This window comes from Kaistella soli, assembly GCF_019038595.1.
Classification (GTDB): domain Bacteria; phylum Bacteroidota; class Bacteroidia; order Flavobacteriales; family Weeksellaceae; genus Kaistella; species Kaistella soli.
Genome location: NZ_JAHOPF010000004.1, coordinates 100,308 through 115,742 on the forward strand (window position 1 = coordinate 100,308; position 15,435 = coordinate 115,742).

A 15,435-nucleotide genomic window follows, 5' to 3' on the forward strand; every position below is an offset into this window, starting at 1 on the left:
TCTATTTTTTAACTAAATAAAATTTGTTTTACTACTTTTGTTCTGTCAATTTAACATAATAAGATGAATTTCGAGCGCATTCAGGAAAAACTGGAAATCCTTGCAGATGCTGCAAAGTACGACGTATCATGCTCTTCCAGTGGCGGTAACCGGAAAAACAAAGGCGGACTGGGCAACAGTCATGCTTCCGGGATCTGTCATACCTATACCGAAGACGGAAGGTGCGTTTCGCTGCTCAAAATTCTGCTTACCAATCACTGTATCTACGATTGCGCCTACTGTGTTTCCCGCAAAAGCAACGATGTAAAACGTGCGGCCTTTACCGTGGAGGAAGTGGTGGATCTTACGATCAATTTTTACCGCCGCAACTATATCGAAGGTCTGTTCTTAAGCTCCGGAATTTTTAAAGATTCCGATACCACGATGGAAAGGCTGGTGCAGGTTGCAAAAAAGCTCAGGCTTGAACATAATTTCAACGGATATATTCATTTGAAATCCATTCCCTGTGCGAGCAACGAGCTGATGAAAGAAGCGGGTCTTTACGCGGACCGGCTTTCCGTGAACATTGAGATTCCGACAGAAAAAGGCCTGAAGTTGCTGGCTCCCGACAAATCGCATTCAGAAATGATCAAACCGATGAGTTTCGTAAAAAATGAGCTAATTCTTTATAAAGAAGAAAAGAAAATCTTCAGAAAAGTACCGAAATTCGCTCCCGCAGGACAATCCACCCAAATGATTGTCGGCGCTACGGGCGAAACCGATTTGAAAATCATTAAAGTTGCCGATCATTTTTATCAGAATTTTAATCTGAAACGCGTGTATTACTCAGGATATGTTCCAGTGCTGGAAGACAGCCGCCTTCCTTCCATTCACTCGCAGGTTCCGATGCAGCGGGAAAACCGTTTGTATCAGGCAGACTGGCTTATGAGGTTTTACGGATTTGAGGCGAATGAAATTCTCGATGCATCCAATCCTTTCCTGGATCTGGAGATCGACCCGAAACTCGCGTGGGCATTGCGCCACCGTGAACAGTTTCCGGTAAATATTAATTCCGCTCCAAAGGAAATGATTCTTAGAATTCCGGGAATCGGGACTAAATCTGTAGGAAAAATATTGATGGCGAGAAGATTTCAGAAACTGACACTCGAACATTTAAAGAAAATGGGCGTTGCCGTAAACCGTGCAAAGTATTTTGTCGAATTTGAAAACAACAATATTTTCAGCAAGCTGATCGACGAGCAGAATTTCAGGAAAATCATCCTCGCCGGAATGAGTTCGAAATACCAGAATCCTTTTTCACAGCAACTCTCGCTTTTCTAAATGACAACGCTTATTTATGACGGCTCTTTTGAAGGTCTGATGACCGCAGTTTTTGAGGTTTTCGAGTACCGTTTTGAAGCTGTAAAAGTGATCAGCCAGGAGCATTACCATTCGGAGGATATTTTTTCCGACGTGCATGAAGTGATTACTTCCGACGAAAAAGCGGACCGCGTCATTAAAAAGCTTGAAGCAAGCTTAGGAAAAAGTGGGGTAAAACAGCTCCTTCTGGTTTATCTCTCCGAAAGACCCGATTCGGGGAATCTCATTCTTTCCGCCGTACGGCAATCCGTTAAAAACCCGGAAGAAAATATCCTTCAGAATTTTGCAGACGCCGAAATTATGGAAATCGCAAAAATCACCAAAAGTATGGGCAGGGAAATTCACCGGCTGCATGCGTTCGTGCGTTTTGAAAAGCTGGAAGACGGAATGTTTTTTGCGAAGGTAGAACCTGATTTCAATGTACTTCCGGTAAGCATTAAATTCTTCAAAGACCGTTACGCCGACCAGAAATGGATGATTTATGATCTGAAAAGAAAATTCGGTGTGCTCTACGATCTCAAAACGACGGAATTCTTTTATCCCGCCAATGACCAGCTGGATCTTCTGAAAGGCCCTGAAAATTTTCATCACGAAGAAGAAAAAAAATATCAGAAACTCTGGCAGCGCTATTTTACCAAAACCAATATCACGGAGCGGAAAAATATGAAACTTCACATCCAGCATGTCCCGAAACGCTACTGGAAATACCTGACGGAAAAGTTATAACCAACTGCAAAATCCAGAGCGAAAGAAATATTTTTCCTGAATGTAAGTGTCTTAAGTCTGCAGCTTAACTTATGCTGTATTTTGAGCATTAAAGAAGACAATTTTTCTGCAACAGTATTTACATTTTGTCTTAATTTTACTTTAAATTAAAAACCAATGCTGGAAAATCTGGCTTTTTATCTTTTCCTCGTCATCATCATTGTTCTGCTGGTGATGCTTGCCAACAAAATAAAAGTGGCCTACCCTGTTCTGCTTGTTCTGGCAGGTCTCGCGATCAGTTTTGCACCGGGAATTCCGTCTATTATCATCGAACCTGAACTTATTTTTCTTCTTTTTCTTCCTCCTCTTCTTTACGAAGCTGCCTGGACGACCTCCTGGAAAGAGCTCTGGCGGTGGCGCAGAATTGTTTTCAGTTTTGCCTTTATCGTGGTTTTTTTTACTGCCATCTGTGTGGCTTTTGCAGCCAACTATTTTATACCGGGCTTTTCACTGGCACTTGGATTTCTTTTAGGAGGAATCGTTTCGCCTCCTGATGCGGTGAGTGCGGGCGCGATCCTCAAATTTGTAAAAATCCCGAAACGCTTCCAGTCGATTCTAGAAGGGGAAAGTCTGCTGAATGACGCTTCTTCCCTTATTATTTTTCGGTTTGCGCTGATCTCGGTTGCAACAGGGCAGTTTATCTGGTACCACGCGGTTTTCAATTTCTTCTGGATGTGCATCGGCGGTGTGGGCATCGGACTTCTCATCGGATACATCTTCATGAAAATGCACAAAATTCTTCCGACGGATGCCAATATGGATACGGTATTTACGCTGGCTGCGCCATTTATCATGTATCTAGTCGCAGAAGAACTTCATGCTTCCGGCGTTTTGGCTGTAGTAAGCGGAGGGCTTTTTCTGTCGATCCGAAGGCATCAGTTTCTCACCGGAACTTCGCGGCTTCAGGGAGTGAATGTTTGGGAAAGTTTCAGTTTTTTACTCAATGGGTCCGTTTTTATGCTTATCGGTCTTGATCTGCCGCAGATTGTCTCCGGCCTGGGAAACACGAGCATTTTTGAAGCTTTCGGTTATGGGGTTTTAGTGACTGTTGTTTTGGTCATGATCAGGTTTCTTGCCAGTTACGGTGCTGTAATGATCACTTTAATTATGCGGAATTTCATCACCGTGGCGGATACCGAATCGCCCGGATGGAGAGTCCCCCTAGTGATCGGATGGACCGGAATGCGGGGTGTTGTTTCTCTGGCGGCAGCGCTTTCAATCCCGGTAACCTTAAACGACGGCAGTCCTTTTCCGCAGCGGAACCTCATCTTGTTTATCACTTTTGTGGTCATCCTGATTACCCTTGTCGTTCAGGGACTCACGCTTCCCGCCTTGCTTAAAAAACTGAAACTTCAGGACAGGGATTTCATAAAATCAGAAAAAGAAATCGATTATGAAATAAGAAATGCCCTGGCGCAGATAGCGGTTAATAAGCTTAAAACAGATTACGTTCAGAAACTGGAAACCTTTCCTATCTTGAGGGAACAGCTCCATATCTGGGAAAACCGTGTTAAAAGTTCGGAAATTATTCTTAATTATCCTGAATATCAGAAAATCTACGCGGATATTCTGGAAACCCAAAGAAAGTGGCTCATCAGCAAAAACCGTGAGGAACTTTTACTAGATGAAGAAATTATTAGGAAGCACCTGAGGCGGCTTGATCTTCAGGAAGAAAAATTAAATCTCGGAAAGTAATTACTAACAGTAAAATCAAAATAATATGAATTCAACAGCACCAGTTTTTCCCAAAGGCAGTCCGCTTCCAAAGGACTGGTTCGTGGGTGACGCATTTTTAACCCCGCTGCTCTCACCGGATCATAATAACTCCTATTCGGTGGGAAGTGTTTGGTTTGAGAAAGGAGCAAGAACCAACTGGCATACCCATCCGAAAGGACAGAATCTGCTGGTTACTGAAGGACAGGGATTTTATCAGAAAAAGGGAAAACCCGCTCAGATCATTAAAAAAGGCGATGTCATCGTCATTCCGGAAAATGTGGAACATTGGCATGGTGCCTCTGCCCAAACAGAAATGGCACATAGTGCCATCACCAACTTTGAAGATGACAGCCAGGTTACGTGGTTACAACCGGTTTCAGAAGAGGAGTACAGAACCGTAAATGATTTGTAATCTTATTAAATATTTCGGCAGCTCGTCCGGCAGCTTGCGGAATGCAGCACCAACCTTTTTGATTAACATTTAAATAATTAGAAATATGAATACCTTTAGCGTAAAAGCCTTCGGAACAGAAGCGAAAGACAAAGATTTAGAACTGATGCAGATCGAAAGACGCGAAGTGACGCCCTCCGATATCGAAATCGACATTTTGTACTGCGGTGTCTGCCACAGCGATCTTCACACCGCGAGAAATGACTGGGGCGGCACGAAATATCCGTCAGTTCCGGGACATGAAATCATAGGAAGAATCACCAGAATAGGTTCTGAAGTCACCAAATTTAAAGTGGGCGATTTGGCAGGTGTAGGATGTCTTGTAGATTCCTGCAGGGAATGTGAAAGCTGCAGAAAAGATCTGGAGCAGTACTGTCTGACCGGCTCTACCGGAACTTACAACGGAGCTGATCAGTTTCTGGGCGGTCATACTTTTGGCGGTTACTCGGAAAAAGTGGTGGTGGATGAAGCTTTCGGTTTGAAAATTCCTGAAAACCTTGATCTGAAAGCGGTGGCACCGCTATTATGTGCGGGAATTACCACCTGGTCGCCGCTGAAACACTGGAATGCCGGTCCGGGTTCTAAAGTAGCGGTTGTCGGATTGGGCGGCCTTGGTCATATGGCGATTAAACTCGCCAAAGGCCTGGGTGCTGAAGTAACCCTGTTTTCAAGAAGTCCAAATAAAATTCAGGATGCGCTGGATCTGGGCGCGGATGCCGTGGTAATTTCGACGTACGAAAATGAAATGAGCGCCGTAAAAGGGAAATTCGATCTGATTATCGATACCGTTCCTTATGATCACGACATCAATCCTTATATCAGCACGCTGAACATCAGCGGAACTTTGGTTTTAGTAGGATACATCGGAAAAATGGAAGAAGCACTGTTCACCCCGCCTATGATTTTAGGAAGACGTTCTGTCGCAGGTTCAGTGATTGGCGGTATTAAAGAAACCCAGGAAATGCTTGATTTCTGCGGTGAACACAACATTCTGCCGGAAATTGAAATGATCAAAATGCAGGACATCAACACGGCATACGAAAGAATGCTGAAAAGTGATGTCCGGTACCGTTTTGTGATCGACATGCAGAGCCTGAAGCGCTAAAAAGCGCTGACGTGCAGAAAATCAACTCAAAAACTAAAATTAACACAATCCGGTTGAAATCGTTCAGCCGGATTTTTATTTCAGTACTTTTTTGGCGGTACAGTTTTTCCCGTCAATTTTCTCCGTTATCTTTAATCCCAAAATTTCAGCAACGAGCGGATACACATTTACGTTCCTGAATTCGCCGATTTCTTTATGCTGCTGAAATGTCTCTCCAGAAGCAATAAAAGTGGATTTCATTTCCGGAACCAGATAAGGATTGTAGCCGTGCTTCCCTTCTGATGATCCCTTTCCTTTTTCTAAAAATATTCTGGGCGCTTTGGGAACGAGCAAAATCTGCCCGATTCTCTGATAACGGTCGTCGCGCTGTGAAAACTTCAATTTCCGGGGAAATCTTTTATCAAGAAAAACATCATAATCTGAAGTTTTATTTTTCTTAAGCTCGCGGTAAGCCGACTTCACTTCTGCAGGATTTTTTACGACTACTCTCAGTAAAGTCTGGGAATTATAGAAATCAAAACGGTCTTTATTGAAAAGCATTTCAGGAATTTCAAGAGGATTTCCGTGATCTACATTGATCATTCCGTGGTCAGAAACAAAGATGAAATTCACCTGCTGAAGACCCAGCTGCTTTACTTTCTGAACCAGACTTCCTATTGCTTGATCTACTAATTGAACCGCCTTTTCGGTGTTTTGGCTTTCAGGCCCGAAATGATGCCCGTTGGAATCCACTTCCGGAAAATACAGCGAGATAAAATGAGGACGTTGGTTTTCAGGCATTTTGAGCCAACTGATGACTTTATCCACCTTTTCTTCCGGCGTGAATTTTTCGTGATAATGGTAATAATAAGTCGGCCGGATGCCACCCGCATCACTTGCAGAACCAACCCACATCATGGATGCAGACAGCATCCCGTTTTTTTCCGCTAAACTCCACAGCGGCGTTCCTCCGTACCAGCTTCCGTCTTCAGCATTTTCTTTACTGCTCATCGCGTAGGGTTTCTGCTTCTTGTAATCGAAGAAAAAATTATCAATAAGACCGTGATGAGAAGGATACAAACCGGTGATCAGGCTCCAGTGGTTCGGAAAGGTAATCGTGGGAAAACTCGGAATCATTGCTTTTGCGGATACGCCGTTTTCTGCCAATTTCAGCAGGTTTTTGGCGTTGTATTTTTTAGCGTAATCATAGCGGAAACCGTCCGCAGAAATCAAAATCACATAAGGTTTTGGAAGTGTCTCCACCGCATTCTGCCGGTTCAGAATTACTACCTGAGCCGTATCGGTTTGGGAAAAACCATATAAAAAAAGTACAATAAACAGGGAAGAAAACAGATTTTTCATAGGAATTTTTGTATCGCAAATTTAAAAAGAAAAATAGGGCTGGTAAGATTAATTTTTGGTCATGAAGCGGACAATGCATGAAGAAAAATCATTTTTTACTGATAATCGGTAAGATATTTAAAAAATCACCAATAAAATATTAATATTTTTTAAGATTCGTTAAGAAAATATTACATTTGCGAAGTTTCTAAATATTTATTATGAAAAAACTTCTATTCTTTTTATTCGCTTTCATTTCCTTCACTTCTTACGCACAGCTTGACCGCGAACACTGGTTCGCACCGATGGTGGACCGGGCAAACACCGGCAACAGCGTACAGCGGATTTATATGTCGACCAATGAAACAGTACCTTTTAAGGTAGATGTTTATAATAATAATACCGTTATCGGTACGGTTACGATCAGTAAAAACAATCCCAAGTATTATGAGTTTACGCAAAGGGACTTAATTATTGTTTCTGGGGGCACTGCTAATTTAAATACTTTCAGACCGGTAAATAAAGGCGTCTATCTCAAAGGGGAAAAACCATTTTACTCAAGTTTAAGATTTTCGATATCTCAACACGGAGAACTGCTGACCTCAAAAGGCACCGCCGGAATAGGGACAGAGTTCAGGGCAGTAATGGCTCCAATTACAGCCAATAACGGCATCCTCAATTTCATGACCAGTGTAATGGCTACCGAAGATAATACTACAGTTACCGTCTCAAATTTCAGCCCCGGCCTCAGATTTTCTGATGGAATCCCGAGAACCCAAATCAATTTTATTTTGAATAAGGGTCAGTCTTATATTATTGATGGTTCGGGAACCTACACTCAAAATTTTACAGGATTTATAGGAGCGAAAATTGTATCCGACAAACCCATCTCGATTACCAATGGTAATTTTAACGGACAGTATGCTACTAACGCAACCAACAGCTCGGACATCCTGATGGATCAGGGAGTTCCGATAGACCGGCTGGGCCAGGAGTTTGTCCTGATGAAAGGTAACGGTACCACTACTTCCGGAATGGAGAGAGCAATTGTGGTAGCTACGGAAGACAATACAGACATCTACATCAACGGAGGAATCGTTCCTGTGGCAAGTATCAATGCCGGCCAACACTATCTGACAGACAACAGCGCATACGTCGACCAGGGATTCAATCATTATAACATGCGCATTCAAACAAATAAGAATGCCTACGTTTATCAGTTACTGGCAGGAGATGCAGGAAGTTCAATGGTAGCAACCGGCGGATTTAACTACATCCCTCCTTTAAGCTGTTATCTTCCAATAAAAATTGATGAAATTGGTCTGATCGATGAAAACAGAGTGTACATTAATAATATTGGCGGCTTCCGTGATAAAATTCCCACCAAACTCAACATTATTACTGAAAGAGGAGCAACGGTAGATGTTAAACGCAACGGAACTTCTATGGTGCTAAGTGCAGCGAACGGACCTTTCAACGTAGCAGGCAACAATAACTGGGTAACCTACTCGATTACCGGAGTAGATGGCAATATAGCTGTAAACTCCACCCGTGCCGTTACTGCAGGAATTTCTGCCGGCGATGATGCCGTTGGTTACGGTGGATATTTCGCGGGATTCTCCTTTATTCCCGCTATTATTAAAAGTGAGGGCGACTGTCTTCCAGGGGTAAAACTGGAAGTAACAGAAGGATTCAGCAATTATCTTTGGGTAATGAAAGTGGGTGCTGCCTACGTTCCGGCCCCCGGAATCAACAACACCAATAAATACGAACCAACACAGGCAGGGATTTATGCCGTACAGATTCAGCAGGGCTCCTGTCCACAGATACAGACTCAGGATTTCAAATTCTACAACTGTACCACCTATACCAATTATAATTATAACAGCTGCGGAACGGAAACCATTACTCCGGTTTTTGCTTTAAGTTCGCAACCTGTAGACCCGGCAACCGTTAAAATAGTAACTCCGCCAACCAAAGGAACAGTGACCATAGCGCCCGACGGGAAATTTACTTACAAAGTAAACCCCGGTGCCAGCGGAACAGACACTTTTAAAATGTCCTTTTGTGGGATCGGCGCCATACCCGATTGCGAAACCGTGCAGATCACCGTAATCATGATCGAAAAATCTGATAATGTCATCTTGCAGGAATGTTCCACCACCGGAATTGCCACGTATAATTTGTCTTTAGCTGCCGTATCACCCGACACTGATATTACAAAAACTTATTTTAAAACCGAGAACGGTGCTGCCAATGATATCGCCGCCGAGCAAATTACCGGTTTCACAAGTTATACCTCATCGGACGGCTTTATCTACGTAAGAATTAAAAACAGTTTGGGATGTATTGCGGTTGCAAAAGTAGAGCTGAAATCGAAATTAGCGCCAGAAGTAAAAGAAAATCTTTATACCAAACTTCATTGCGACGAAGATATTGACGGAAAAATTGACGGTACTTACAAAGTTGATTTAGCCACAATCACACCGACCGTTTTGGTACAGGCTTCCAATTTTGTAGTGAAGTATTATTCAGACGCAGCTTTATCTAATAACATCACAGGCATTTACAGCTTTACAGGAAATACCTCGATATGGATTAAAGTAGATGCCCCGAATGGATGTTCTTCTGTCATTAAAGAAATTCAGCTGAAAACCGGAGCGAAAGCAGCTTTAACAGCTGCAGCGGCTACAGAAAAGATCTGCGACGTAAACAATGATAATACTGAAACAATAAATCTTGCAGACTATCTTGCTTTATTTTCAACAGCTTCCGGAACTTCCGTCACCTATTTCAATACTGCTGCTGACGCGCAGAACAACCAGAATGCAATCAGCGCTAACCCAACCATCACTGGCGACCGCACTTTTTATTACAGAATAAATGTTCCGGGTTTCTGCGCTAATATTGCAACCTTAAATATTTTATTTAAACAAGGCACTCCTTCTGCTCTTCTTCCTGCATCAGTAAAAGTCTGTCAGGGAAACCGTACAACTCTGGATGTCGGAACAGGTTATTCAGGAATTACCTGGAGTACAGGAGCCACGACGCAAAGCGTAAGTTTAGGAGCCGGAAATTACTGGGTAGATCTAACCAACGCGCTGGGCTGTGTTTACAGACAGAATGTAACAGTAGCCGATTCCCCCAGACCCATCGTGAATACCGCAGCTTACAGCGCCATCCTTTGCGACAGCAATTTTGACGGCGTAAGTGATACCGTAAATTTTAATACGATAACGCCTGTTATTATCACTAATTTCGCTGCAAACCCAGGTTTGTTCACGGTAAGATACTATTTAAATAAAAGTGACCGGGATGCCGGAAACAACAATACGATTCCGAATCTGACAAACTGGTCTTTCTCTACCGACACTACCGTATATGTAAGAGTCGAATCTCAGTATTGTTCTTATGTTCCCGACGCTTCTCACGAGATCTATTTCAAATTGGGAACTTCCCTTCCATTGATTACCCCAACGGTTCTTACCACGGTTTGTGACAATGACCTGAATGGAACTGAAAATATCAGTTTGGCAACTTTCAGAAACCAGTTCACCACCGATGCAGGTGCAACAGTGAGCTATTTCTCTTCGCTGCAGAACGCGCAGGCAAATACGCCAAATATTGCGGTAACACAGACTATTACAGCTGACCAGACCTTTTATTACAGGTTCAAAAAAACTGGTTTCTGCGACGTCATCGGAACGCTGAAGATTACATTTAAGGCTGCTACGCCCACAGCACTGCTTGATTCGTACACGGTTTGTCAGGGAAGTGCGGTGACCCTTACAGCCGAGTCTTCTTACTCTTCATGGCTTTGGAAAAAGGGAAGCACTACTGTTTCAACATCGAACACTGCAAATTTAACTGCGGGCGTTTATACCGTTTCCTTTACAAATGCTTCCGGCTGTACATTCACCAAAAATATTACGGTGGTAGATTCGCCGAAACCGGCATGGAACATCGCAGCCTACAACGCAACCCATTGTGATGATGATTTTGACGGAAGTATTAAGATTGATTTTTCAACAGTTACCCAGGTAATTTTACCGAATCACAGCCTGTTCACCGTCGAATATTTCGCAGATACGACTTATACAACACCATTGCCTTCCAACTGGAAGTATTCTGCAGACACAACGGTTTACATAAGAGCAACTTCAACCGTTTGCCCGACAGAATACCGACAGATCGATTTCAAACTGGGGACTTCGCTTCCACTTACTTCATCTACTGTGAGTACAACAGTTTGTGACAATGATATAAGCGGTTCGGAAAACATTAGTCTTACAGATTTTAATTCTTTATTCACCACATCTGCGGGAGTTTCCGTAAAATATTTTGACACCTTAATTAAGGCTCAAAATAACGTGGGCGGCGAGGATATTACTACAGCGCAAACCATCAGCGGAGATCAAACATTTTATTACCGGTTGAAGAAAACGGGGTTCTGTGACGTGATAGGAACTCTAAATATCATTTTCAAACAGCCTAAAAAATCACTGGTTTTAACTGACCAAAAGATATGTCCGGGAACAAAAGTAACTTTAGATGCAGGACCGGGATTCACTGCATACCTTTGGAGTACCGGCGAAACCACCTCATCAATCAGTGCTCCGGTAGGTGAATATTGGGTAGACCTATCTTTTAACGGTTGTGTTTACAGGCAGGAGGTCAGCGTCACCGCGGTTTCACTTCCCGAAATAGTGAGTGTAGAAATTCAGGGAAGCACGGTTACTGTATCAGTTACCGGCGGAAATCCTCCTTACCAGTACGCGATAGATGGCGGTAATTATCAGACCTCTAATGTATTTACGAATGTTCCGGGGGGCGACCATACCGTGTATGTCATTTCTGCAGACAACTGCGCACCGGTTTCGGCGGACATTAATGTTATCCAGCTCTATAATGCGATCACTCCTAATGGAGACGGCTTTAATGATGTTCTGGATTATTCAGGGTTACTGAAGAAAAACGAACCGTTTCTGCAGATTTTCGACCGTTACGGAAAAACAGTATTCATAGGGGACAAAAACAACCGCTTCACATGGGACGGAAAATCTTCAGGAAAAATAATAGAAACAGGCAGTTACTGGTACGTAATGCACTGGAAGGAACCCGGATTCGAAACCGTAAGCAAATTTACCGGTTGGGTCTTAGTGAAAAACAGAGAAAAGTAAATGGTATTTGGAAAAGTCACAATGTAATTAGCTATGAATCATTATGAAAAAACTTCTTTTCTTTTTATTCGCTTTCGTTTCCACTATTTCCTATGCACAGCTCGACCGGGAGCACTGGTTTGGACCGCTGGTAGACCGCGTGAACAGTTTTGGCTCAGTGAACTCGGACTACCAGTCGATTTACATGTCAACCGGTGAAACTACTCCTTTCAAAGTAGAGGTATATTTCAATAATGCAGTAGTTGCAACTTACACACTTAGTAAAAATAATCCTCAAAAACATACAGTTTCAACAGCAGATAGGAAAAAAATAATTATTAATCCCGGATGGGTTCCAGATCCGGCAGCCGGGCTGTTTCAACCTGTCACCATGGGATTTTACCTGAAAGGAGAAAAACCGTTTTTTGCGAGTATGAGATTTTCGATATTCAATCATGCCGAAATCATAACCTCAAAAGGAACAGCTGCTTTAGGGACAGAGTTCCGTGTCGCAACAGCTCCACTTGTCTCCGCAACAGGAACATTAAACTTTATGAATAGTGTAATGGCTACAGAAAACAATACCACAGTTACGGTTTCTGATTTTCAGCCCGATGTGATTTTTATGGACGAAATCCCAAGAACCCAAATTACTTTCACGCTAAACAAAGGCCAATCTTACATCATTGAAGGCTCTGACAGCTACTATGAGAATCAAACCGGTTATATTGGAGCAAAAATCATTTCCGATAAACCCGTAGTCGTAACGAACGGAAATTTTAATGGACAATATGCGCAAAATATTGGTTCATCCGACATATTAATGGATCAGGCAGTACCAATAAATAAATTGGGAAAAACTTTTGTGCTTGTAAAAGGTAACGGGCAGAACAGTTACACATTCGGAAACTTAACTACAATGGAGAAAGCGATTATCGTAGCGGTAAAAAACAATACTAAAATCTATCTCAACGCAGATCCGGTCCCTGTAGCAAATCTCCAGGAGGGAGAGTTTTTTACCACCCCTCCAAACAGCTATGTTGACCAGGGATCAGGGCATTTTAACATGTACATCAGTTCTTCCGAAGACATATACGTTTATCAGCTTTTGGCAGGATCGGTTGGTCATGTCTCTAATCCCAACGGCGAAGCAACCGGCGGTTTCAATTATATTCCCCCATTAAGCTGCTATCTTCCCAGGAAAATTGACGAAATCGGATTAATTGATGAGAATTTTTTTAAGTCTAATTCTAACTTAAACGGGATTCTAAATATACCCACCAAATTAAATGTCATCACAGAAAAAGGCGCAATAATCGACATCAAAAGAAATGGAGTCTCCCTTCCAATTAGCAGTGCTAACGGACCATATAATGTTTCCGGTAACAGCGATTGGCAAACCTATTCATTTCCCAATATTTCGGGAAATATTTCAGTTGCTTCCTCCAAAGCAGTTACCGCCGGCATTTCTGCCGGTGATGATGCTGTAGGATACGGAGGCTTTTTTGCTGGATTCTCTGCCACTCCTTTAATTACAAAAGTGGAAGGCGAATGTCTTCCGGATGATGTGAAAATTGCTGTGACAGAAGGTTTCAGCAACTACCAATGGTTACAAAAAGTTGGCAACACGTATATCAATGCACCTATAAGTCCAAGAAACCCTTCCAATACCGATTATTTTTATTATCCTTCTCAGGCAGGAATTTACGCAGTAAAAATTCAGCAGGGTTCCTGTCCGGAAATTCAGACGGAGGATTTCAATTTTTTTAACTGTACGAATTATACCAATTACAATTACACCATCTGCTCCGATCTAAAGATCACCCCAAAATTTGCATTAAGCACCCAAACTGTAAATCCTTCCAGCGTTAATGTGACCATGCCTTCAACAAAAGGAACCGTAAGCATCGCAGCAGACGGAAGCATAAACTACTCCGCCAATAAAAATGCATCAGGAACTGATACTTTCAGGTTTGCTTTTTGTGGTGTCGGCTCCATACCGGATTGCGAAGTAATTCAGGCAACCGTTAAGCTTAATCAAGTCATCAGTCATGATGTAGTGCTGAAGGCATGCAGCCTGACAAATAATGCCATATTTAACTTAACGGAAGCTATTGTGACACCGGATACAGCGGCTCAAAAACAATATTATTCAGATTCCGCGTTACAAAATCTTATCCCAAATAATCTGCTTGCCAATTATCCAGCTGCCAATGGTGATTTGGTATATGTACATCTTAAAAACAGTTTCGGTTGTGAAGCTACTTCGGTTATTAGTCTGGAAACAAATCTTCCACCGGCTGTTAATGAAAATCTTTATACAAAAACCCATTGTGATGAAGACATTGATGGGATTATCGACGGAAAATACAAAGTAAATTTAAATTCAATCACACCCATCGTTGTACCCAACAGTTCAGGGCTTACCGTCCGGTATTACGAGAATGAAGCTAAAGCTAATATTGGGGGTACCGATAATATAACAGGTATTTATACTTTTGTCGCCGGTAATACTCAAATATGGATAAGAGCTGATGCGACTAACGTCTGTCCACCTGCGATTAGAAAAATAGTATTGAATATTGGTACCAAATTAAGTATTAATAACACAGTTTCAGATTTTGCCTGTGATAACGATCTCGACAATAAAACCAATATTAATTTAGCCTCCTATATTCGATTGTTTACGGCCGATTCTAGTATAACAGCTAAATATTTTGATGAGCTTACAAAAGCTCAAAACAACTTGGCTGGCGAAAACCTTCCTGCCGACCAAATTATTACTGGCAACACGATTTTTTATTACCGGTTAAAAAAACAAGGATTCTGCGAAGCAATTGGAACTTTAAACTTAACGTTAAGACAGCCAAAAAAATCACTGGTTTTAACTGACCAAAAGATATGTCCGGGAACAAAAGTAACTTTAGATGCAGGACCGGGATTCACTGCGTACCTTTGGAGTACCGGCAAAACCACCTCATCAATCAGTGCTCCGGTAGGAAATTATTGGGTAGACCTATCTTTTAACGGTTGTGTTTACAGGCATGAGGTCAGCGTCACCGCGGTTTCACTTCCCGAAATAGTGAGTGTAGAAATTCAGGGAAGCACGGTTACTGTATCAGTTACCGGCGGAAATCCTCCTTACCAGTACGCGATAGATGGCGGGAATTATCAGACCTCTAATGTATTTACGAATGTTCCGGGGGGCGACCATACCGTGTATGTAATTTCTTCAGACCATTGCGCACCGGTTTCGGCGGACATTAATGTTATCCAACTCTATAACGCGATAACCCCTAATGGAGACGGCTTTAATGATGTTCTGGATTATTCAGGTTTGCTGAAGAAAAACGAACCGTTTCTGCAGATTTTCGACCGTTACGGAAAAACAGTATTCATAGGGGACAAAAACAACCGCTTCACATGGGACGGAAAATCTTCAGGAAAAATAATAGAAACAGGCAGTTACTGGTACGTAATGCACTGGAAGGAACCCGGATTCGAAACCGTAAGCAAATTTACTGGTTGGGTCTTAGTGAAAAACAGAGAATAACACTTAA

General features: G+C 42.4%; 8 protein-coding genes. 7 read left to right on the plus strand and 1 reads right to left on the minus strand.

What is annotated here, in order from left to right:
* Positions 1–63: 63 nt before the first annotated feature.
* From KSK37_RS08540 to KSK37_RS08560, 5 genes are all read left to right on the plus strand, one after another.
* Complete coding sequence (locus tag KSK37_RS08540) at positions 64–1,320, plus strand: putative DNA modification/repair radical SAM protein (protein WP_217200863.1); 1,257 nt, start codon at positions 64–66, stop codon at positions 1,318–1,320.
* The gene (locus KSK37_RS08545; RefSeq protein ID WP_217200864.1) at positions 1,321–2,085 is read left to right on the plus strand and encodes a TIGR03915 family putative DNA repair protein; all 765 of its coding nucleotides are present in this window, start codon (positions 1,321–1,323) and stop codon (positions 2,083–2,085) included.
* A gap of 156 nt (positions 2,086–2,241) precedes the next feature.
* On the plus strand, positions 2,242–3,819 hold the full coding sequence (locus tag KSK37_RS08550; RefSeq protein WP_217200866.1) for a Na+/H+ antiporter: 1,578 nt from the start codon (positions 2,242–2,244) through the stop codon (positions 3,817–3,819).
* Between the two features lie 25 nt (positions 3,820–3,844).
* Positions 3,845–4,252, plus strand: a complete 408-nt coding sequence (locus KSK37_RS08555) for a (R)-mandelonitrile lyase (protein WP_217200868.1) — start codon at positions 3,845–3,847, stop codon at positions 4,250–4,252.
* A gap of 85 nt (positions 4,253–4,337) precedes the next feature.
* The gene (locus KSK37_RS08560; RefSeq protein WP_088358713.1) at positions 4,338–5,396 is read left to right on the plus strand and encodes an NAD(P)-dependent alcohol dehydrogenase; all 1,059 of its coding nucleotides are present in this window, start codon (positions 4,338–4,340) and stop codon (positions 5,394–5,396) included.
* Between the two features lie 75 nt (positions 5,397–5,471).
* Here the strand turns inward: KSK37_RS08560 and KSK37_RS08565 are convergent, their stop codons facing one another.
* Positions 5,472–6,737: an alkaline phosphatase family protein gene (locus KSK37_RS08565; RefSeq protein ID WP_217200869.1), complete on the minus strand. Its 1,266-nt coding sequence runs from the start codon at positions 6,735–6,737 to the stop codon at positions 5,472–5,474.
* A gap of 200 nt (positions 6,738–6,937) precedes the next feature.
* On the opposite strand from KSK37_RS08565, the gene KSK37_RS08570 reads away from it, so the two are divergent.
* Together KSK37_RS08570 and KSK37_RS08575 are read left to right on the plus strand one after the other, a co-directional pair.
* Positions 6,938–11,896, plus strand: a complete 4,959-nt coding sequence (locus KSK37_RS08570) for a T9SS type B sorting domain-containing protein (RefSeq protein ID WP_217200871.1) — start codon at positions 6,938–6,940, stop codon at positions 11,894–11,896.
* Between the two features lie 43 nt (positions 11,897–11,939).
* Entirely contained in the window at positions 11,940–15,428 is a 3,489-nt protein-coding gene (locus KSK37_RS08575; RefSeq protein WP_217200873.1) for a T9SS type B sorting domain-containing protein, read from the plus strand.
* Positions 15,429–15,435 lie beyond the last annotated feature (7 nt).

Coding starts and splice junctions, on each gene's coding strand:
- KSK37_RS08540 (WP_217200863.1), top strand. CDS start 64: ATGAATTTCGAGCGCATTCAGGAAAAACTGGAAATCCTTGCAGATGCT.
- KSK37_RS08545 (WP_217200864.1), top strand. CDS start 1,321: ATGACAACGCTTATTTATGACGGCTCTTTTGAAGGTCTGATGACCGCA.
- KSK37_RS08550 (WP_217200866.1), top strand. CDS start 2,242: ATGCTGGAAAATCTGGCTTTTTATCTTTTCCTCGTCATCATCATTGTT.
- KSK37_RS08555 (WP_217200868.1), top strand. CDS start 3,845: ATGAATTCAACAGCACCAGTTTTTCCCAAAGGCAGTCCGCTTCCAAAG.
- KSK37_RS08560 (WP_088358713.1), top strand. CDS start 4,338: ATGAATACCTTTAGCGTAAAAGCCTTCGGAACAGAAGCGAAAGACAAA.
- KSK37_RS08565 (WP_217200869.1), bottom strand. CDS start 6,737: ATGAAAAATCTGTTTTCTTCCCTGTTTATTGTACTTTTTTTATATGGT.
- KSK37_RS08570 (WP_217200871.1), top strand. CDS start 6,938: ATGAAAAAACTTCTATTCTTTTTATTCGCTTTCATTTCCTTCACTTCT.
- KSK37_RS08575 (WP_217200873.1), top strand. CDS start 11,940: ATGAAAAAACTTCTTTTCTTTTTATTCGCTTTCGTTTCCACTATTTCC.